The following is a 21180-nucleotide window of genomic DNA, read 5'->3' as shown; positions in this document are numbered from 1 at the left end:
AATCGCCCCCAAGGAAGGAGGTTCACCATGTCTACCCTCGATACCCATGTCGAGTTTATCCAGGCCAGGCTGCCCGCCTGGCTGAAACGAGCCCCACGGCCCCGGCAGGAGCGCTTCAGGGCGCTCACCCGACAACTGCAGCGCGACAGCGATGCCCTCAACGCATTGCTCAAGGACCTGCCCACGCCCTATGCCTTTACCCTCGATCTGCTCAAGGTGCAGCCGCAGGTGCAAGGCTGGAGCCCGGTCAACGGCCGCGGCGATGTCGCGGATGCGCTACGTCGGGCAAGGGTCCGGCGCAGCTCGTTCATCACGGATCCCTCGCTATCGGTCGTCGAGGCGGCCATGCGCAACTATCCTCCCGACGATGCAGTCACCGGCAGCGTGTTCGATCGAAAAGGCGAGCTTTTCATCAAGGGCAAGCCCGGGGAGTTCTATCGTTGGGGCGCCCCGACGGACACCACGCCGCTGCCCATGACCCCGGCCAGTTTTGCTCGCCTGTGTCGCAGTGTGGATGTGGGCGGGGCTTATCGGGGCTCGCTCGAATGGCGGCTGCCGCGTATCGGCCATCAGGTGCCCATCGTCGCCACGGCCTACATGGCCTATGCACGCAGCCAGCTCGCCTATGACGCCTACGAGGCGAAGCTGGATGGACGTCTGGACCACACCGGTGAGCGCTTGTTGGCCCACGTCGGCGTCCAGTTGGAAGATCGACCCGTGGCGCCGCTGGCCTGCGAGGTCAAGGCCCTGGCGTTGCTGTCCGCGCCGTTGTTCGGCGCACGGGTGTACTGGGGGCTGGCAGGGGATGCCAAGGGTGTTCGCCCGATCGTGCTGCACATGCCCCATGACGCAGTGGCACCGCTCAAGCAGTTTCCCAGCTTGCAGGCTCTGTCGGCCGAGCTGACCGAGCGAGTCCGCAAACGCAGTTACCGCCAGACCCTGTTGCGTTATCTGCCGCTGCGTCTACAGGCCAGCCTGGGGTCGGCCCTGCACGATCAGGTGGAGTGGAAGGTCACGGACAACCCCAATCTCTTCCAGGAAATACATGCCCGCATCACTGGTTGGCGCGAGGGCGAGCGAGGCGAGGACGGCAACCCTCGACGCATTCGGATCCCCACGCCCAAGGTGGCCTGGGGCCTGGATGACCTGCGCGAGGATCCCTGGCACGCCACCTATCATGAATGGCGCGGTCATACCTTGGCCAATGCCTCGGCATTGATGGTCCCGACCCGGGATCAGGACTGGCGGGCGCTGCTGGCTCGCCTCGAATACTGGGAAAGCCTGGTCGAGCGTTCACTGATGATCGCCGCGACCTTTTTCCCGTTCTGCGCGCCCGTCGGCATGGTGGCCGCCGCGGTCGGCGGGGTGCGTCTGGTGTACGAAATCTTCGAAGGGATCCAGGCGTTCAATGAAGGTCACGCGCAAGAAGGTATCGAGCATATCTTCAACGCGTTGTTCGGGGTTGCCCAGGGCGCTTACCTGGGCTTCATCGGCGCAGCCATCGAGCCCATGCCCGTGGCTGACGGCACCACCCGGTTGTGGAATGGCGACGTGCGCCCCTTTGAAGCACAGCGCTTGCCTCCCATTGACGCCGAGCAGGACGCCTGGGGTGTCTGGCGCACGGCGGACGAGGCTTGGGTGCGAATCGAGGATCGTTACTTCGAAGTGCAAGGTACGCAGGACAACATGAATCTGCGCCTGCCTCCCGGGCATAGAGGCGTTGCACCGCCGCTGGAATGGAACCGAACGCGAGGCTGGCAGTGGGCGCACCGCAACCCCTTGCAGCGAAGTGGCCTGGAGCTGTTGCGAACCTTCCCCGAGACGCCCGTCGAACTCGACGACCCTACGATCCTGGCCGTGCAACGCCAGGTCGGTATCGGCGAAGCGCATCTGCGCTACCTCCAAGTGGAGGCGCGGCCGATGCCGGCCATATTGGCCGACGCCCTGGACGAGGCACGGAACTGGCAATGGGTGCGGCACACCATCGAACGCCTGCGCCGTGGCGAAGCACCGCAAGGAACGCATTTTCGCATTGTCCAGACCCTCGTGGAGTTGCCGGGCTGGCCGGAAGACATGACCTTGCGCTACCACGATGGCATCAATCTGTACCCGGTAGGCGATACGGCCGACACCCGCTCCATCCTCCTGACCAAAACCGACCTGGCCCATGACGCCTGGGCCGCTCGCATCCTGGAAGGCCTGAGCAGCGACGAGCAAACCGTACTGCTGGGGCAAAGCAGTATCGGTTTGCAACCGCTGGAGCGAAGTCGCCTGTTGGCCGGCCGTTGGGCCGCACGCCTGGAGCGTGACGCCAGGCGGGTGACGATGGCCATGGGCAGGTCCACCCGGCTCGATCCGCTGGCAGTGCCCTTGGTCCAGGCATTCCCGAGCCTGCCTGAATCCATCGCCAACGAGCTCGTTCGCGACGTGACAGGCAAAGACCGGCTGCGCTTGCTCGAGGGGCGGGTGGCCGGGCAGCTCGGCAGGCAGGCGGCCGAAGCGTTGCGTGAGCTGCGCTTGAGCCGTGCGCTACGCGCCCTGGAACGTGGCGAAAGCAGCGCCGATCGGGATCGCGTCGTCATGGGCCTGCTGGCGGATATGCCCAGTCTCCGCGGGCGTCTGCACCTGCGGCTGTGGTTGCGCGAACTGGCGGATCCGGTCGAATTGGGGGACGCCGGGCCGCTGAAAGTCATCCGCCAGGAAGGCGAACTGTATCGCCCCTTCGACGAAACCGGCGAAGAACTGGCGAACGCCGTGGCCCTGGAGGCTGCGCTGCTAAGGGCCATGCCGGACGAAGCTCGCAGCGCCTTGGGCCTGAATATCTGGGAGGCGGAGCGGCTGCGCAGCCAACTGCTGACACGGGCCCTGGAAGACCGGCAAGCCCTGCGTCCGTACTTGGCGATGCGTCGCCTGGGCAGCCTCGGGTCTCGTCCGCAATGGCTGAACGGACACCTGGTTTACCCGCTCAGTGGCCGTGGCCGGCTGCCGTTGCAGGAGTGGCAAGGCAGCCTGCGTCAGCGCCTGGAGCGGCTCTATCCCGCCCACGCGGGAAATGCACTGGAACGGCTGCAGCTTAGCCTGACCGAACAGGCCGGGCTCGAGGGCATCAGCCTCAACGACGTGATCACCCGCCTGGAGCACGAATGGACCACCCTGGACGAGGGGCTGCGCCAATGGGTCGACCAGGAAGGCTTTCACCACCCCGCCGAACAGGTTCTGAACCGTGAGGCGCTCGTCGCGCAGCGCCAGGTCATTGCGAGGGAAATTCGCCGGGCCTGGCAGCGCGCGCCGGACCCGGGCAGGGAGGGCACGGAGTTGGTATTGCGGATAGAAAACCTCAACGTCGGCCGGCTGCCCCCGATCCCGGTTCGTTTCGAGCACATCGAATCAGTGGTGCTGGCCAACCTGGATCTGGTCGAAGATCCTTCAGACTTCCTGCGCATGTTCCCCGGCATCGAATCGCTGAACCTGCGGGGCAATCACCTCACGACCGTCCCCGTAGCGGTAGGTGAGTTGCGGGCGCTGGTGGATCTGTCATTGGCTCGCAACCCGTTGCACTTGAACGCGGACCTGTTTGCCCCTCTGCTGGGCGATGATCCTTCGATCCCGTTATGGACCCTGGACGTGTCCGGGATCAGCAGTGGCGCGGCTTCGGGCACCAACGCCGAGGTGCTTGCCGCCATTGGCAGCCTGGCTTCGCTACCGTCCCTGCGTGAAGTCATCTGGACCGACAACCTGGATTTCACGCCCGAGCAGTTGCAGGCCCTGACGGCCACATTGCCCGACCTGCGGGCGCTGAACCTGGCGCGCTGTGGTTTGCGGCTGGACGAGGAGGGCAGCGCCTTCCTGCGCAGCGCCACCGCTTTGCAGGAGCTGCGCCTGAGTGGAAACAACTGCCGGGACCTGCCGGAGCTCCCCGAGCTTGCAAACCTGATGACGCTGGAGCTGGGCAGGACCGGCCTGGATCGGGTGCCCTCGTTGGCATTGGCGGTGCTGGCCAGGCATTCCGATGTGTTCATCTCCGATACGTTCGTCGTCGATCTCAGCGGCAACCGTATCACCACCATCCAGGATGACCTGCTCCCGGCGCTCAACCGTTTGCCGAGCCTTGACACACTTGGGGTCTGGCTTGACGACAATCCCTTGCCCAGCGCCCAGATCAATGCCCTGCGCAATGTGTTTCCCGAGGCGTTTCACTACACCGTCGACGAGTGGCTCTATATTTCTGCCTCGCTCCAAAGGGCACTGGAAGTCGCCCGTGACGATCCCGGGATGCGGGGTTTCATCGATTGGTTTTCTGGCCGCGTCCGCGAAGCCGACGAAGACTCCCCCGCCGGCCTGTCGTTTAGCGTTCGCCAGAGGGCCGGCGAGGTTCTGCAGCACTTCATCGGTTATGGAAACGTCTATGGCCGCCTGCCCACCTTGATTGGCGATTTCGATGTGCAACTTCGCCAACTGCGCACGCGTTTGCAAATCCGCAGCCAGGACCGGGAGCAGCCGGACATCGGCGAGCTGGAGGTGCACTTCACGATGTTCGAGTCGGTGATGCGCGCACGACTGTCACGGGACGGGGCGCCGTTCGCGAGTTTCCTGGCCGAACACCTCTCCCATTGGGACTTCGCGCTGATGGATCGCTATATCGATCCCTTGCAGCGTCATGCGCAGATGAGCCGGGAGGCGTTCATCGAATGGCTCAGCGACGCCCAGGATACCTTCGACAGCAACGATCAAACCCCGCGAACCGGCGAGATGACCTGGCGACCTTACCTGGGGTTGATGTCCCGCGACTGGCCCGAAGGACTGGCGATCTGGGAGACGGTGGATGACGACCTGGTGAATGCCTTCAGCGAGCCCATCGATCCGTCCCGCTGGCCCCAGGTCATGCTGGATAACCTGGTCCTGCCGGACCCCGAATTACCCAGCCCCTTGGAGCCGGTCACCGAAGGCGAGCGGATCGTCTGGCGGCGCGCGGGGCTCGAAGCCGTCGCCGATGTGGATTGGAGGGGCGGCCAGCCGGTGACGCTCAACGAGGACCAGTTGCGCCGCACCATGGCCATCTACCGCTCGGTCAAGATCCGGGAGGTCGAGGCCTTGGTGCGCCGGGTGACCAGGAGCCTGGTTATCGCCTGGTGGCCGGTGCAGCCGCTGTGAAGACCAGCGCCTTCAGGCCACATTGCACGTCGGCATCGGGAAACTCCGGTGGGTTGGCCAGGCGCTGCTCGAACGTCAGGCCGGGGGCTTCGCGGGTGACGCCGTCGATGAGGAAGTCCGGGCCGGTGGCCGGATCATTGCTGCAGGCCAGGACCGTGCCGTCGGCCGTCAGCAGTTCCGGCAGCCGGCGCAGGACCCGCTGGTAGTCCTTGGTCAGCAGGAAGCTGCCTTTCTGGAAGGTCGGCGGGTCGATGATCACCAGGTCATACGGCCCGCTATTGATCACCTTGCCCCAGGATTTGAACAGGTCATGGCCGAGGAAACTCACCTGGCCCAGGTCATGGCCGTTCAGGCGATGGTTGTCACGGCCTCGACTGAGGGCCGCTCGCGACATGTCCAGGTTGACCACATGCCGCGCACCGCCGGCGATGGCCGCCACCGAGAAGCCGCAGGTGTAGGCGAACAGGTTCAGCACGCGCTTGCCGGCGGCATTGGCTCGAACCCAGTCACGGCCGTAGCGCATGTCGAGGAACAGGCCGTTGTTCTGTTTCCTGCCCAAGTCGATCCGATAGCGCAGGCCACCTTCGGTCAGGGTCCATTCGTCGATGGGGTCGCCCACCAGCCATTGGGTGAGGCTCTGGGGCAGGTAGCGGTGTTGCACGGCAAGCGTATGGGCGCCGCTGTTTTTCCAGAGGGGCGAGGCGGCGAGGGCGAGCAGCATGGCCATCAGATCATCCAACTGCGCTGGCTCCGGTTCTTTGAACAACGACACCAGCACAATCCCTTGCAGCCAGTCGACGGTGATCTGCTCCAGCCCCGGCCAGCAACGGCCGCGACCATGGAACAAGCGGCGGGTTTCTTCCGGCGGGGACGCCAGGGCTGTCAGCAAATGGGTCTGCAGGTCATGTAGAACTTGAGGGGTCATCAGGCAAGGCCAGCGATTCGAAAGGCCGGCATTTTAACCTGTGGCGAGGCCGCTTGCTCCCGCTCAGTTACGCAGCGACGTCCTGTTCAGCCGCCGCTGGTGGCCAGAATGCTCGCCACCTGTTGCGGCTGGCAGTTGAGATAGGCCGAACGCTTGAGCCAGCCCGGGTCCGGGTACCAGGAAAACATGAATTGGCCGCCCTTGAGCTTGTCGATCACTTGCCGCGCCACTTGCGGACGCACGGCCGGGCAACCCTGGCTGCGGCCGATACGCCCCTGGCGCACGCTCCACAGCGGATTCACGTAGTCGGCGGCATGGATCACGATCGCCCGGTCACGGGCCTGGTCATTGAAGCCCGGCTCCAGGCCGTCCATGCGCAATGAATAGCCGTGGGTGCCCTGGTAGCTTTCCTGGGTACGGAACAGGCCCAGACTCGACTGATAGCTGCCCAGGCGATTGGAGAATTGCGTGGCGAAGTTTTCCCCGGATTTCTGCCCATGGGCCACCAGATCACGCAGCACCAGTTTTTTCTGGCGCAAGTCGAAGATCCACAGGCGCCGGGCCGTGGACGGTTGCGAGTAGTCGATCACCGCCAGGTGACGGGCCTGGCCGGCGCCATTGGCGACCGCGCATTGCATGGCGCTCAAAGCACTTTTGAGGGCCAGGGGATTGAGTTCCGGCGCGGCCTGGGCGAGGCTGTGGTAAAGCGTCTGCGACTTTGCTTTTTTTTCAGCCAGTGCCGGGCTGCAAATGATGCCCAGGCCCAGCATGACCAGGCAGAATCGGCGCAAAAAGCCCGATACAGGCGAAGGGGTTCCAACGTGGTGTTCGTTCGCGGCATCCCGTCCGATTTCGTTTGTCTGCATGATGGCGGGTCGTACCTGTCGCAAAATTCACCGTCAACGAGACGGCCATGGATTGGAGTAAAGCAGTTGTTCAAAAAGTCCGCATGTTACCTGAGCCTTTTATTGCTCACTGCGCCATTGGTCGCCACAGCCGAAGACAGCGATCCGGCACTGGTGCAGACCACCCTGGCGCAATTGGCGGTCGCGTGCCCGGACATCGCGGTGGGTGTCGACTTTCCGACATTGCTCGATTTGCAAGCGTTCTATCAGCAAAACGCAGGCCAGGAAGTCTGGTCGGACGACGAACGACGGGGGGCGCTGCAGGTCCAGTTACAACAACTGGCCGATGACGGCCTCGATCCCGCGCGCTATGGCTTGCCGGGCGAGGGGGCGACCCAAGGCCCTCATTGTGCCGACATCGCCATCAGCCGACGCTACCTGCAAGCCTTGCATGACCTGCGTTTCGGCTACCTGCCGCAAGACCGGCTGGAACCGGTGTGGAAGGCCAACCCACCGCCACAGGACCACCCGGCCGTGGTGCTGGCCATCGCCGGGCTGGGCCTGCAGAACCTGGCCGACGCTTTTGAACAGGCACGGCCGAACCTGGACCTCTACCGCAACCTGCGCGGCCTCTATGCCCGGCTGCGGCAACAGCCTTTGGCCGAATGGCAAGCGGTGCCGGGCGGGCCGTTGCTGCAACCGGACAAACAGGACGCCCGCGTACCCGCCCTGGCCCAACGACTGTTCAACGAGGGTTACCTGAGTACGCCGCCGCAGGTGAGCGACGAGCACTACAGCCCCATGCTGGTGGAGGCGATGAAGAGCTTCCAGGCCCAGCATTCGTTGCAGGCCGATGGCGTGGTGGGGCCGTGGACCGTCACCGAGCTGAACATCAGCCCGGCCATGCGCCGCGAGCAGTTGCGCATCAACCTGGAGCGCATGCGCTGGCTGGCCCAGGACGTGGAGACCGACAGCGTTCTGGTCAACGTGGCGGCGGCCCAGTTGACGGTTTACCAGGGCGGCGCGCCGGTCTGGCAAACCCGCACCCAGGTGGGCCGTGCGCAACGGCAGACGCCGCTGCTCAAATCCCACGTCACCCGACTGACACTCAACCCGACCTGGACCATTCCGCCGACCATCATGCGCGAAGACAAACTGCCCGAGATCCGCCGCGATCCGGAGTTTCTCAGCCGCCACAACCTGCGGATTCTCGATGGCGATGGCCTGCCGTTGCTGGCGGAAGACATCGACTGGGAGCACCCGGGCAACCTCATGCTGCGTCAGGATCCAGGTCCGAACAACCCGTTGGGCAAAATGGCGATCCGTTTTCCCAATCCGTTTTCGGTGTACCTGCATGACACACCGAGCCAGGCGTTGTTCAGCAAAGGCCCACGAGCCTTCAGTTCAGGCTGCGTGCGGATCGAGCAAGTGATGCACCTGCGCGACCTGCTGGTAAGCCCGGCCGAACGCGCACGCACCGAGACGTTGCTGGCCAGTGAGTCGACCCACGAGTTCAGGTTGGCCCGGCCCGTGCCGATCCTGCTGGGCTACTGGACGGCACAAGCGGACAGCCAGGGCCAGGCGGTGTACGTCCCGGATATCTACGGGCGTGACGCGACGCTGTCGGCCGCCCGTGGACGTGCGCTCTGAGCTCAGGCGCATGCGGTCGCGGGCGCCTGGGTGGTTTCGTCGAGCGTTGCGAATAACCGCTGGCCGATAACGCCGGCGGCTTGCAAATGCTGTTGCGGATCGGCGGTTTCCGAGTCGAGCAAACGCTGGGAACTCACTACCCGGGCGCCGCAATAACCGAAAATGCCATGGTCGATCTGCGTGGTCATCGCCTCACCGTAGCCGTGGCGTTGGAAGCTGTCGGCATCGGCGCCTCCGACCCCCACCAGATGGACCTGCAAGTGCTGCAGTTTCGGAATGAACGGCTTGTCGAGGCTGAAATCGAACGCCCAGCCGTTGGAGAACACCCGGTCTATCCAGCCCTTGAGCAGTGCCGGCATGGACCACCAATAAATCGGATAGACCAGCACCAACGCGTCGGCACGGTCGATTCTGGCTTGCTCGGCCAGCACATCCGCTGGCGGCAAGGCCTCGCGATGGTGCACGGCGTGGTCGGCGAAGCTGAAGCGCGGATCGAAGCCTTCGGCAGCCAGGTCGGCGATCTCGAACGTATCGGCAGGGTTGGCGCGGGTGATGCCCTCGGCGATTTTCCCGGCCAGGCTGTGGGTGAGGGAGCGCGGATCGTGGTGGGCCACAACGATGAGTGCATGCATGGCGAAACTCCTTCTGGTCACGAGGTCGTGATGACAGGTATGCTTAAGTTACGCTTAGTAAGTTACGGTTGGTAAAGTTAGCATGTCAAGCACTGACGAACATTCGCAGGCTTCACCTCGTCGTCGTTTATCCCGGCTCGACCGGCAGCGCCAATTGCTGGATGCCGCCTGGCGACTGGTTCGGGAGGAGGGCAGCGACGCCCTGACCCTGGCCCGGCTCGCAGACCAGGCGGGGGTGACCAAACCCATCGTCTACAACCATTTCATTACCCGGTCTGGGCTGCTGGCGGCGCTTTACCAGGATTTCGATGCCCGTCAGACCGCACTGATGGAGGCGGCCCTGGATGCCAGTGACGCCACCTTGCAAAGCCGGGCGGCGGTGATCGCTTCTTCCTACGTCGAATGTGTGTTGTTGCAAGGGCGAGAGATTCCAGGGGTGATTGCAGCGTTGACCAGCTCGCCGGAGCTGGAACGTATCAAGCGCGAATACGAGGGTATTTTTCTCGACAAGTGCCGCGCGGTGCTGGAGCCGTTCGCCGGCACGAAGGGCATCACCCAGGCCGGTTTGCGGGCGATGCTGGGAGCGGCGGAAGCACTGTCCGATGCGGCCTCCACTGGGGAAATCAGCGCTGATGAGGCGAAGGCCGAGTTGTTGGCCAGTATCGTGGCGATGGTGACCAGGACCGCTGATAACCCTTCGAGCTGATCCACCGCTATCGCGAGCAAGCTCGCTCCCACAAGGGAGTTGCGGTGGATTCCAAACTTGAGCCCAACCCTATGTGGGAGCGAGCTTGCTCGCGATGACGGTCTGACGGTGAACGACGGGTTCGAACGACTGCACTTTTATGAAGCCGTAGGCGGGGTGATCGCACCATCGCAAGGCAGTTGGCGGTGCCTGCGAAACGGCGCAGGAGGCCGGTCAGCTTGCGGTGACTGAGCCGGCGTTTCGCGGCCAGGCCCGCTCCCACAGGGGATCGTCGGCGAATTCGAGGTTGCGGATGAGGTTTGGCACGCTCGCTGCAAGAGACTATTCAGGCCCACCGTGAACACAGCCGAGTGGGCAGCCCCGTCGGTCAACGAAGATCGAGCGCCAGCAGGCCGGGGGACAACGGTAGGTCAGGGCGCAGTCGCCGGGCCGATACCGCACAGAACAGGCAAAGACGCCTGGAACCGCAAGGTTTCAGGCGTCTTTTTTTTGCTTTCAAAATCGTGATGGGCTTTTGTCGGGTGCTTTTTATGAATTCCAACGTTGCTTCTCTGAACAAGCTGCAAACGCTGATCGTGATCGGCAATGGCATGGTCGGCCATCACTGCGTCGAGCAACTGATCGAACGCGGTGCCCTCAATCATTACCACGTGCATGTGTTCAGCGAAGAGCCGATGCGTGCCTACGACCGCGTGCATCTGTCCGAGTACTTTTCCGGGCGTGATGCCGAGTCCCTGGCCCTGGGCGAAGCGTCGCTGTACCAGACCCCCGGCGTCACGCTGCACCTGGGCGTACCCGTGCTGGAAATCGACCGCCAGGCGCGCCAGGTCGTCACTGCCCGGGAGCGCCTCAGCTACGACAAACTGGTGCTCGCCACCGGTTCCTACCCGTTCGTGCCGCCGATCCAGGGCGCCGAGGGGGATTCTTGCCTGGTCTACCGCACCCTCGAAGACCTGGATGCGATCCGCGCCGCTGCCAGCCATGCCCGCCGCGGCGTGGTGGTCGGTGGCGGCCTGCTGGGCCTGGAAGCGGCCAACGCCCTCAAGACCCTGGGCCTTGAAGCTCATGTGGTGGAATTCGCGCCACGGCTGATGCCGGTGCAGTTGGACACCCAGGGTGGCTTGGCCCTCAAGGCGCGCATCGAAAGCCTGGGCGTCGGCGTGCACCTGTCCAAGGGCACCCAGTCCATCAGCGCCGGCGAGCAGTACCGTTATCGGATGAATTTCGGCGACGACGATTTCCTGGAAACCGACCTCATCGTGTTTTCCGCCGGTATTCGCGCCCAGGATGCCCTGGCGCGCCAGAGCGACCTGCAGATCGGCCCGCGCGGCGGCGTGGTGATCGACGATCATTGCCAGAGCAGCGATCCGGACATCTACGCCATCGGCGAATGCGCAGCCTGGAACGGCAGCATTTTCGGCCTGGTCGCCCCGGGCTACCAGATGGCCCGCAGCGTTGCGGCCCGGCTGTGCGGCGAAAGCGCTGAGGCCTTCACCGGTGCCGACATGTCCACTAAGCTCAAGTTGCTGGGCGTGGACGTCGGCTCCATCGGCGATGCCCATGGCAACACTCCAGGTTCGCGCAGCTTCCAGTTCATCGACGAAACCAGCGCCAGCTACCGGCGGCTGGTGGTGGACGCCGCCGGCAAGCGCGTGATCGGCGCGGTGCTGGTAGGGGACAACAGCTACTACGACACCTTGCTGCAATACATGCAGAACGGCATCGCTTTGCCCAAGGATGCTGCCAGCCTGATCCTGCCATCGTCCGAAGGCGCCCCGACCCTGGGCCCGGCGGCGTTGCCCGAAACCGCCACGATTTGCTCGTGCCACAACGTCACCAAGGGTTCGATCTGCTCGGCCATCGACGGCGGCTGCACCGATCTCGGCCAGCTCAAGTGCGATACCAAGGCCGGCACCGGTTGCGGTGGTTGCGCGGCCCTGGTCAAGCAAGTGTTCGAGCACGAATTGATTGCCCGCGGCGTCAGTGTCGACAAGAGCCTGTGCGAACACTTCGCCTACACCCGCCAGGAGTTGTATGCACTGGTGCGGGTGGAAGGCATCATCAGTTTCGAAGAACTGCTGGCCAAGCACGGTCGCGGTCACACCGGCTGCGACCTGTGCAAGCCGGCGGTGGGCTCGATCCTGGCGTCGTGCTGGAACCAGCCGATCATGGACCCGTCCCTGGTGGCGCTGCAGGACACCAACGACACCTTCATGGCGAACATGCAGAAAAACGGCACTTACTCGGTGGTGCCACGCATCGCCGGCGGGGAAATCACCGCCGACAAACTCATCGCCATCGGCGTGGTCGCCAAGAAATACGACCTCTACACCAAGATCACCGGCGGCCAGCGCATCGACCTGTTCGGCGCCCAGTTGCACCAGTTGCCGGACATCTGGGCCGAGCTGATCGAAGCCGGTTTCGAAACCGGCCATGCCTACGGCAAGTCCACCCGTACGGTGAAATCCTGCGTGGGCAGTACCTGGTGCCGCTACGGCGTGCAGGACAGCGTGCAGATGGCCTTGACCCTCGAAGATCGCTACAAAGGCCTGCGCTCGCCGCACAAGCTCAAGTTCGCCGTGTCCGGTTGCACCCGCGAGTGCGCCGAGGCCCAGAGCAAGGACGTCGGCGTGATCGCCACCGAGAAGGGTTGGAACCTCTACGTGGCCGGTAACGGCGGCATGCGTCCCCGTCACGCCGAGCTGTTCGCCACGGACCTGGATGACGCCACGCTGATCCGCTACATCGACCGTTTCCTGATGTTCTACATCCGCACCGCCGACAAACTGCAACGTACCTCGGTCTGGCGCGAAAGCCTGGAAGGTGGCCTGGACTACCTCAAGGACGTGATCATCCACGACAGCCTGGGCCTGGGCGCCGAGCTTGAAGCCCAGATGCAACGGGTGGTCGACCGCTACGAATGCGAATGGGCCAACGCCTTGAAGGACCCGGAGAAGCTCAAGCGTTTCCGTACCTTCGTCAACGACAAGCGCGGCGATCCGGACGTTCACTTCGTCCGCGAGCGCGGCCAGCGTCGGCCGGTTCACGCCCATGAACTCCACCTGATTCCCGTCACCGAGGAGGTGCTCTGATGAGCCAGTCAAACGTCGTTCGTATCACTGAAGAAGCCATGCAATGGCGTGCCCTGTGCAGCCGCGCCGACTTGGTGCCCAACTCCGGCGTGGTCGCCTGGCACGATGGCAGCCAAGTGGCGTTGCTCTATCTGCCGGAACAGGAGGACAAGCCGCTGTACGCCATCGACAACCGCGACCCCAAGTCCGGTGCGAACGTCATCGGCCGCGGCTTGTTGGGCAGCATCAAGGGTGACCTGGTGATTGCCTCGCCGATGTACAAGCAGCATTTCCGTCTGGAAGACGGCCATTGCCTGGAGTACCCGGAGCAAAGCCTGCGGGTGTGGCCGGTGCGCTTGAATGGCGATGTGGTGGAGATTGGCGAGGACTGAACCGCGCCTGCGAGTGAGTTGAAAAACTGCATGAAAACCTGTGGGAGCGAGCTTGCTCGCGATAACGGTACACCAGTCAAACCTGAGGCTGCTGACCCAACGTTATCGCGAGCAAGCTCGGCTCCCACAGGGTGATGCCTGACTGACAGGCCTGGGTTCAAACATGCCTTTAGATTTGTGAGGATGAACATGAAGACCGCTGCCCAACTGGTGCGACTCAAGAGTGTGCAGAACCAGCAGGTCCATAGCGTCGCGCCAGAGCAGACGGTGCTCGAAGCCCTGCGGATCATGGCCGAAAAAAATGTCGGCGCGCTGCCGGTGATCGAGGACGGCCAGGTGGTAGGCGTGTTCAGCGAGCGGGACTACGCGCGCAAGATGGTGCTCAAGGGGCGGTCGTCGGTGGGTACGACGGTGCGCACCATCATGAGCGCCCCGGTGGTCACCGCCGACAGCCAGCAGAGCATCGACCGTTGCATGGAAGTCATGACCGACAGTCATTTGCGGCACTTGCCAGTGCTGGATAACGGGCAGTTGATCGGCCTGCTGTCCATTGGCGACCTGGTGAAAGAGGCGATTGTCGAGCAGGCCGACCTGATCCGGCAGTTGGAACACTACATTCGCGGGCACTAAACCCCGCTGATTCCTTTCACTCCCGGATCAAATGAATACAGGCCTGGCAGAAAATACCTGTGGGAGCGAGCTTGCTCGCGATAGCGGTGGACCCGTTGCCATCAATGTTGACGGGGCTGACGCTATCGCGAGCAAGCTCGCTCCCACAGTGGTTTGTGTGCGGCCACATTGTGGCGCTATCAGGCCTTTACTTGCGGTAATGACTCGGCGCCACGCCCACTTCGCGACGGAATACCTGGGAGAAGTGACTGGCGCTGCCATAGCCGACATCCAGGCCGATATCGATGATGCTGCGCTCGGTTTCGATCAGCAGTTGCCGGGCCCGGGCCATTCTCAGCTGGATGAAGTACTGCGAGGGCGAACGCCCGGTGGCGCGCTTGAACAGGCGGCTGAAGTGGTATTCGCTCAGGCTGATGGCCCGGGCCAGGTCACCGAGGTTGAAGGGGGCGGCCAGGTGTTGTTCCATTAACTGGATCACCCGCTTGAGTTTGAAGGCGGGCAGGGCGTTGCGGCCGGACATGTCTTCGGCCCCGGCATCCACATAATGCCGCGCCAGGTGCACCGCCAGGCATTGCGCTACGCCCTGGACCAGCAAGGCGCTGGTTTCACCGCGTCGGGTCAGTTCCACCCGGATCTGTTCCAGCAAGGCCGAGAGCCCTTCATCCCGCCCGCCAGAGACTTCCCGCAGTTGGATCGCGCCGCCGCCAGCTTCGGCGATGGCGCGCTCCAGCAACGCCAGGCCCAAATACACATGCATGACCACGAACGGCTCAGGACTGGTCACTTGCCAGCGCATTTCATAAGGCACAGGGGAGGTGGTCAGGAAAAAATCCCCGCGGACCACCATGTTCGCTTCCCAAGGCTCGTGGGCGGTGCGCTCCTCGACAATGGCTTGCCCGGACAACACCCAGACCAGCAACGGCTCGGCCACCGCTGGCACGACGATGTGGGCTTCGCAACGCTCACGGACAAAGATCTCCACCAGGATATCCTTGCTCGATACGCCGTCGGAGGTGGCCAGGCGTTCGCCGCGAATGTGCCCTTGCAGGCCGTTAGCCGATGTTCGTTCGGTGACTTCCATGCTTCGATGCCTCGATGAAACGGCCGCCAGACTAGGCAAGGGCGGCGGCGGAACGGTGCTGGCGCAACAGTTCGATCGGCTGGGACGGGATCAACTCGCGCAACGCTTTATAGAGCGCCCGGGTTTCCAGCAGGTTCCTTTAGACTCACGTTGCATAAACAACTTGGATTCCTGTGCGAACATTAATTAGAATCAGTCTCATTTAAGACTTTGCGCAGGCTTCTGGACATGTGTGATGCAGTTACGCCGACGGAGCGATCCCTCCATGCGTTGTACCGTGACCACGGGAGTTGGCTGGAAGGCTGGTTGCGACGGCGCATGGGCAATGCCTGGGATGCGGCGGACCTGCGCCAGGATACTTTCCTGCGGGTGCTTGCCAGCTCCCAGACCTTGACGGACCTGCAAGAACCCCGCGCCTATCTGCTGACCGTCGGCAAACGCCTGCTGAGCAATTTCTATACCCGCCGCAATCTGGAACAGGCGTATCTCGACGCGTTGGCGAACCTGCCTGAAGCCTGCGCACCGTCTCCGGAGCAGCGTTGGCTGCTGCTGGAAACCCTGCAAGCCCTGGACGAATTGCTGGATGGCCTGCCGCCCTTGGTGCGGCGGGCTTTTTTATGGAGCCAGCTCGAAGGCCTGGGCTATCGCGAGATTGCCGAGCGCTTGCAAGTGTCCGAGCGCACCGTGAAGCGCTACATGGCCCAGGCCTATGAGCATTGCCTGTTGGTGGACTTCTGATGCCATCGGCACCATCACCCGAGGCTCGTGAAGCGGCACGGGCGGCTGCCCATTGGTTGACCCTGATGGAGTTCGACGGGGATGCATTCGACTCGGCGGCCTTGCAACGCTGGCGCGACAGTAGCGCTCACCACGAGGCGGCCTGGCAGAAGGCCCAGCGATTGCGCCAGCGTTTTGCCGGGGTGCCCGCGTCCCTGGGCATGGCAACCCTGGACCGTCCGACGCTGGCCCGGCGCGCGGTGCTCAAGCGTGCATTGGGCGTCGCCGCGTTGGTCCCGACCGCCTGGCTGCTGGGGCGGGAGCTGCCGCTGGAGGTCTGGCGCGCTGATTTGCACACCGCCACGGGCGAGCAGCGGCGCTGGTCGCTGATCGATGGCAGTGCGCTGCAGCTGAACACCGACAGTGCCGTCGACCTGGACCTCAAGGCACGGCGCCTGGTGCTGCTGCGCGGTGAGATGGCCCTCAAACTCGCCGGGAGCACGCCGCTGTCCGTTCAGTCACCCTATGGGCTTGTCACGATCCATCGTGGCGAAGTCTGCCTGCATTTGGGCGAGGGTGACTGCCGGGTGTCGGTGGTCAGCGGTTCGGCGTACCTGCAACCCCTGCGGGGACCCTCGCTGAGTCTGGAAGAGGGCCAGCAGGTCAACGTCCAGGCCTCGGGCGCGGGACCGGTGCAGGTGTTCGACGTGGCACAGCTGGGCTGGCGTGATGGGGTACTGGTGGCGCAGGACCAGCCGCTGGGGCATTTCCTGCGGGAACTGAGCCGCTATCGCCCCGGCGTGCTGCGCTGGGCCGAAACCCTGGAACCGCTGCGAATCACCGGCAGCTTCCGCCTGGACAACACCGATCGGATCCTCGCGCTGCTGGCGGCCAGCCTGCCGCTGGACGTGCACATGCGCACCCGTTACTGGGTCACGTTGACGCTTCGCAAGAATATGGCCTGAGGCCGGTTGGGCCTGTCCCCTTTTTTTGTCTCGCTTGTCATTCAAGGCAACTGAACAAAAACGAGAGCGCTTTCCAATGTCCGCAGTTGTACCTTTGCGTTTGCGCCCGGCCTTTGCCGGCCGGCGTCCGCTGTTGAACCTGAGCCTCATGCTGAGCCTGGGTGCCAGTCCGTTTTTCATGTCGTCAAGCCTGGCCGAAGAAGCCGCCCGGCGCAGTTATCAGGTGCCGGCCGGCAGCCTCGGCGCGGCGTTGACCCGGTTTGCCGGGTTGGCGGGGGTCAACCTGTCGGTGGATCCGGCCTTGGTGAGCGGACGCGACAGCGCCGGGCTTTCGGGGGAATTCGGGGTGGAGGAGGGGTTTGCCCGGCTGTTGCGGGGCTCGGGCCTGCAGTTGCAGCCGGTGGGGGAGCAGGCCTACACCCTGATGCCGGCGCCAGAAGGCGGCAGCTTGCAACTGGCGCCTACCTCGATTCTCGGCGCCACGGCTTCGACGGACAGCCCGGTGTACGCCGGCGGCCAGGTGGCACGGCGTGGTTCGCAAGGCCTGCTGGGCTCGCGGGACTTCATGGAGACGCCGTTCAGCATGACCACCTACACCAGCGAGACGGTCAAGAACCAGCAAGCGCGCACCCTGGGCGACCTGATCGCCAGCGACCCCTCGGTCCGCACCACCAACCCGGCGGGCGGACGCTTCGAGCAGTTCACCATTCGCGGTTTCAGCCTGTTCAACAGCGATGTCGCCTACAACGGTCTCTACGGCATCCTGCCGACGTACACGATCGACATGGAGATGGCCGAACGCGTCGACATCCTCAAGGGGCCGAGCCAGCTCATCAACGGTATCTCGCCGCGGGGCAGCGTGGGGGGCGGGATCAACGTGGTGCCCAAACGCGCCACCGACACGCCCATCACCTCGTTCACCGGCAGCTATGCCTCCAATAATCAGCTTGGCGGGGCGGTGGATGTTGGTCGGCGCTTTGGTGAAGACGACAAGTTCGGTATTCGTTTCAATGGTGTGAAGCAGGCGGGCGACACCGAGTGGGATCACCAGAGCGTGGACCGCGAGATGGCGGTGCTGGGCCTGGATTTTCGCGGTGAGCGCTTGCGACTCTCGACGGACATCGGCCACACCGAACGCAGCACCGACGCGCCCCAGGAACGCGTGCAGGTCGGTGCCAATGCCCAGGTCCCTCACGCCAGTGATGTGCGCGACAACTACGCCCAGTCGTGGACCAAGGCGCGCACCCAGGATACCTTCGGCACGGTGAACGCTGAGTTCGATGTCAGCGATTCGGTGATGCTGTATGGCGGTGTCGGCGCGCGCAAAAGCGACCACGACTTCCTTCGGCACAACGTTTCGGTCACCAATGACGCGGGCGACTTCACTGTCCAGCCCCGTGACTTTACCCGTGAGGAAAATGTCCGGACGGCCACGGCCGGGGTGCGCAATTGGTTCCATACCGGTCCGGTGAGCCATGAGGTGAACCTGGCGGCCAGTTATTTCTACATGGACTTCGAAAATGGCGGCGCCCGTTACGCCAACGGTCGCAGCAACCTGTATGACCCGGTACAGACCCCGACGCCGAGCAATCCGACCCGACAGGACGACAAGGTCTATACCGAGAACCGCTTCAGCGGCGTGGCCTTGTCCGACACCCTGGGGCTGTTCGAGGATCGCTTGCTGCTGACTCTCGGCGCTCGCTGGCAACGGGTGAAGGTCGATGACTGGACGAATAGCGTCAAGGGCGACACCGCCTACGATGAGGAAAAGGTTTCGCCGTCGGGCGGGATCCTGTTCAAGGCGACTGACAAGCTGTCGCTGTATGCCAACTACATGGAAGGCCTGAGCCAGGGCAAGATCGCGCCATCGACGTCGATTAACGAGGATGAGATTTTCCCGCCGTTCATCAGTCGCCAGGTCGAAGTGGGCGCCAAGTATGACGCTGGCCCGTTCGCCGTCACCGCCGCCGTGTTCCGAATCAAGCAGCCTGCCTATGCGACCGATGCCACGACACGTGTCTTCGGCCCGAACGGCAAGCGCGAAAACACCGGCGTGGAGTTGAGTGTGTTCGGCGAACCGCTGAAGGGAATCCGTTTGCTCGGCGGCGTGATGTTCATCGACAGTGAACTGACTGACACCACCGACAGCACCTTCGACGGCAACCGCGCACCGGCCACGCCGAAGTACAACGTCAACCTCGGCGCCGAATGGGACGTGCCAACCGTACAGGGCCTGACCCTGACCAGTCGCGGCATCTATTCCAGCTCGCAGTACCTGGACCAGTCCAACACCAAGGAAATCGACGCCTGGACGCGTTTCGACGTGGGGGCTCGCTATGCGTTCAAGGTCGACGAAAAACACATCACCCTGCGGGCCAACATCGAAAACGTGGCCGACAAGCGCTATTGGAGTTCGGCCGGCGCATCGGATGACAGTGAACCGGGCTTGACGCTGTCGACCCCGCGCACCTACCTGCTGTCCGCGACCGTTGATTTCTAGGCCGAAGTGCCGCTCCAGGGAGGGAGCGGCCCAGGTTCAGGTATCGCGAAACAGGTCGTGGGCATCCAGCAGTCGCCAGGCGATCTCGGGGCGTTTTTCCAGCCCGCGGCGGATGGCGGCGGGGATCGACTGGCGAATCTTGCGGCACAGGCCGGGCTGTTCCTGGAATTCGATGGCGATGCCGCGCATGGTCCGCACTTCGTTGTAGCCGGGCTCGACGCGCAGGCGGATCCCCAGGTTTTCATACAGGCGTTGTTGCAGGCGCTGGAGTTCGTCGAGGCTCTGGATGTTCTCCAGGCGCTCGAGCAGGCGTTTTTCTTCCTGGCGATTCAGGCACAGGATGCGCAGGTCGCTGCCAGGCGCTTGCAACAAGGCATCACGCCCGCAATCGCAGACGCCGGGCGGGCAGGGGGGACGGATCGGGATCGACGCGGTCATGAGCTCCACAAAGTCTGCTGCACAACGAAACAGCGAGCTTATCGCCAGCCTGGGCAATGTGATACCTGGCGGCATGTGGGTCAAGCCTGTTGGAGGGGCCGCTGGTCTGGCGCGGCCTGTAGTACTGTGGGAGCGAGCTTGCTCGCGATAGCGGTGGGTCAGTTTGCACGCCTGTTGGATTTGCCGCCGTCATCGCGAGCAAGCTCGCTCCCACATTTGGATTTTCAGCGCACACAACTGCTGTGCCCGACCTCAACCTCCTGTGGGAGCGAGCTTGCTCGCGATAACGGTAGGTCAGCCGAGAGGGTTACAACCCCAACTCGGACAACCCCGGATGATCATCCGGCCGGCGGCCCAGTGGCCAGTGGAACTTGCGCTCGCTTTCCTTGATCGGCATGTCGTTGATGCAAGCGTAGCGGTTGTACATCAGGCCTTGCTCGTCGAACTCCCAGTTTTCGTTGCCGTAGGAGCGGAACCAGTTGCCCGAGTCGTCGTGCCATTCGTAGGCATAACGCACGGCGATGCGGTTATCGGTGAAGGCCCAGAGTTCCTTGATCAGCCGGTAATCCAATTCCTTGGCCCACTTGCGGGTCAGGAACGCCTTGGCTTCTTCGCGGTTGTGCGCGAATTCGGCGCGGTTACGCCATTGGGTGTCCAGCGTGTAGGCCAGGGATACTTTTTGCGGGTCGCGAGAGTTCCAGCCGTCTTCGGCCAGGCGAACTTTCTCGATCGCCGATTCACGGGTGAACGGCGGCAACGGCGGACGAACTTCAGAAGAGGCAGACATGGCGAGTCTCCAATAAGTTGATGAATGACGCAGGGTTCAACGGTCAGGTGTGTAGCAATATCTTCAGCATGTCCTGGGCGTGGTCAGCCGCGCTGTGGTCGCCCATGACCAGCGCCACGGTAATGGCGCCGTCGATCAGAATCAGTAGCTGGCGGGCCAGGGCGTCCGGATTCTCGACGCCTTGTTCGACGCACAGTCGGGTCACGTAATCGAGCAGCTTCTGTTTGTGCATCTTCGCCACCTGGCGGACCGGATCCTGTGGATCGCCGGTTTCGCCGCTGGTATTGATGAAGGCACAACCGCGAAAACCTTCGCTGTCGAACCAGCCCTTGAGCACGGTGAACAGGTTGAGCAGCCGCGCCGTCGGTGTGGGCGCCTTGTCCACTTCGCTGCTGAACCAGTGCATCCAGCGCTCGTCCCGCCGCTCGAGGGCGGCCACGATCAGGTCGTCCTTGTTGGCGAAGTAGCGATAGACACTTTTCCTGGAGACGCCGGCGGTTTTCACCAGAAGGTCCATGCCGGTGGCGGCGATGCCACTTCTATAGATCAACTTTTCGGCGACATCGAGGATGATGTCTCGTGTTTCATTACCAGTGATTTCGTTCATGGGGTAAAAGTAGAACGATCGTTCTCCTTGGTCAAGTTGTTTTTTTCTTGACGACAGGAAGACCCGAACCCATCCATGGTGTA

General features: G+C 63.3%; 16 protein-coding genes and 1 pseudogene. 9 read left to right on the top strand and 8 right to left on the bottom strand.

What is annotated here, in order from left to right; all coding sequences use genetic code 11:
* Positions 1-27 precede the first annotated feature (27 nt).
* Positions 28-5151: a dermonecrotic toxin domain-containing protein gene (locus BLO80_RS21855; RefSeq protein ID WP_092330201.1), complete on the top strand. Its 5124-nt coding sequence runs from the start codon at positions 28-30 to the stop codon at positions 5149-5151.
* Here the strand turns inward: BLO80_RS21855 and BLO80_RS21850 are convergent.
* Together BLO80_RS21850 and BLO80_RS21845 are read right to left on the bottom strand one after the other, a co-directional pair.
* The gene (locus BLO80_RS21850; RefSeq protein WP_092330198.1) at positions 5120-6076 is read right to left on the bottom strand and encodes a class I SAM-dependent methyltransferase; all 957 of its coding nucleotides are present in this window, start codon (positions 6074-6076) and stop codon (positions 5120-5122) included. The two genes, BLO80_RS21855 and BLO80_RS21850, sit on opposite strands and share 32 nt — an antisense overlap.
* 86 nt (positions 6077-6162) lie before the next feature.
* Entirely contained in the window at positions 6163-6846 is a 684-nt protein-coding gene (locus BLO80_RS21845; RefSeq protein ID WP_060743207.1) for a murein L,D-transpeptidase catalytic domain family protein, read from the bottom strand.
* A 162-nt stretch (positions 6847-7008) separates the two neighbouring features.
* Between BLO80_RS21845 and BLO80_RS21840 the strand changes: the two genes are divergently transcribed.
* Positions 7009-8571 carry a L,D-transpeptidase family protein gene (locus BLO80_RS21840; protein WP_092330196.1) on the top strand — a complete coding sequence of 521 codons (1563 nt, stop codon included), beginning with the start codon at positions 7009-7011 and terminating at the stop codon, positions 8569-8571.
* Positions 8572-8573: 2 nt separating this feature from the next.
* Here BLO80_RS21840 and BLO80_RS21835 read toward each other — a convergent pair whose 3' ends face one another.
* The gene (locus tag BLO80_RS21835) at positions 8574-9203 is read right to left on the bottom strand and encodes an NAD(P)H-dependent oxidoreductase (RefSeq protein ID WP_092330193.1); all 630 of its coding nucleotides are present in this window, start codon (positions 9201-9203) and stop codon (positions 8574-8576) included.
* A gap of 82 nt (positions 9204-9285) precedes the next feature.
* Between BLO80_RS21835 and BLO80_RS21830 the strand changes: the two genes are divergently transcribed.
* From BLO80_RS21830 to BLO80_RS21815, 4 genes are all read left to right on the top strand, one after another.
* The gene (locus tag BLO80_RS21830) at positions 9286-9909 is read left to right on the top strand and encodes a TetR/AcrR family transcriptional regulator (protein WP_092330191.1); all 624 of its coding nucleotides are present in this window, start codon (positions 9286-9288) and stop codon (positions 9907-9909) included.
* 530 nt (positions 9910-10439) lie between these two features.
* Positions 10440-13001, top strand: coding sequence for a nitrite reductase large subunit NirB (gene nirB / locus BLO80_RS21825; protein WP_092330188.1), 2562 nt, complete (start codon positions 10440-10442; stop codon positions 12999-13001).
* Complete coding sequence (gene nirD, locus BLO80_RS21820; protein WP_092330186.1) at positions 13001-13372, top strand: nitrite reductase small subunit NirD; 372 nt, start codon at positions 13001-13003, stop codon at positions 13370-13372. The genes nirB and nirD overlap by 1 nt, the downstream gene beginning before the upstream one ends.
* 189 nt (positions 13373-13561) lie before the next feature.
* Positions 13562-14002: a CBS domain-containing protein gene (locus BLO80_RS21815; RefSeq protein ID WP_092330372.1), complete on the top strand. Its 441-nt coding sequence runs from the start codon at positions 13562-13564 to the stop codon at positions 14000-14002.
* A 187-nt stretch (positions 14003-14189) separates the two neighbouring features.
* Here BLO80_RS21815 and BLO80_RS21810 read toward each other — a convergent pair whose 3' ends face one another.
* Both BLO80_RS21810 and BLO80_RS21805 read right to left on the bottom strand, forming a co-directional pair.
* Positions 14190-15083, bottom strand: coding sequence for an AraC family transcriptional regulator (locus BLO80_RS21810; protein ID WP_092330183.1), 894 nt, complete (start codon positions 15081-15083; stop codon positions 14190-14192).
* 31 nt (positions 15084-15114) lie between these two features.
* Positions 15115-15219: pseudogene (locus tag BLO80_RS21805) on the bottom strand (two-component system response regulator); the annotation flags it as partial.
* A gap of 92 nt (positions 15220-15311) precedes the next feature.
* Here BLO80_RS21805 and BLO80_RS21800 point away from each other — a divergent pair.
* From BLO80_RS21800 to BLO80_RS21790, 3 genes are all read left to right on the top strand, one after another.
* Entirely contained in the window at positions 15312-15821 is a 510-nt protein-coding gene (locus BLO80_RS21800) for a sigma-70 family RNA polymerase sigma factor (protein WP_092330181.1), read from the top strand.
* On the top strand, positions 15821-16765 hold the full coding sequence (locus tag BLO80_RS21795; protein WP_092330178.1) for a FecR domain-containing protein: 945 nt from the start codon (positions 15821-15823) through the stop codon (positions 16763-16765). The genes BLO80_RS21800 and BLO80_RS21795 overlap by 1 nt, the downstream gene beginning before the upstream one ends.
* Positions 16766-16841: 76 nt before the next feature.
* A complete protein-coding gene (locus tag BLO80_RS21790) occupies positions 16842-19265 on the top strand; it encodes a TonB-dependent receptor (RefSeq protein ID WP_092330176.1) in 2424 nt (807 codons plus the stop codon).
* A gap of 36 nt (positions 19266-19301) precedes the next feature.
* On the opposite strand, the gene BLO80_RS21785 is transcribed toward BLO80_RS21790, so the two are convergent.
* The 3 genes from BLO80_RS21785 to BLO80_RS21775 all read right to left on the bottom strand — a co-directional run bounded on the left by BLO80_RS21785 (position 19302) and on the right by BLO80_RS21775 (position 21097).
* The gene (locus BLO80_RS21785) at positions 19302-19703 is read right to left on the bottom strand and encodes a hypothetical protein (RefSeq protein WP_060742284.1); all 402 of its coding nucleotides are present in this window, start codon (positions 19701-19703) and stop codon (positions 19302-19304) included.
* 307 nt (positions 19704-20010) lie between these two features.
* Positions 20011-20490, bottom strand: coding sequence for a nuclear transport factor 2 family protein (locus tag BLO80_RS21780; protein WP_060742285.1), 480 nt, complete (start codon positions 20488-20490; stop codon positions 20011-20013).
* Between the two features lie 43 nt (positions 20491-20533).
* Entirely contained in the window at positions 20534-21097 is a 564-nt protein-coding gene (locus BLO80_RS21775) for a TetR/AcrR family transcriptional regulator (protein ID WP_092164464.1), read from the bottom strand.
* Positions 21098-21180 lie beyond the last annotated feature (83 nt).

This window comes from Pseudomonas sp. NFACC56-3, from assembly GCF_900100025.1.
In the GTDB taxonomy this organism is placed as follows: Bacteria; Pseudomonadota; Gammaproteobacteria; order Pseudomonadales; family Pseudomonadaceae; genus Aquipseudomonas; species Aquipseudomonas fluorescens_AA.
The sequence above is the reverse complement of the archived record's forward strand: the minus strand, read 5'-3'. Positions and strand labels throughout refer to the sequence as shown.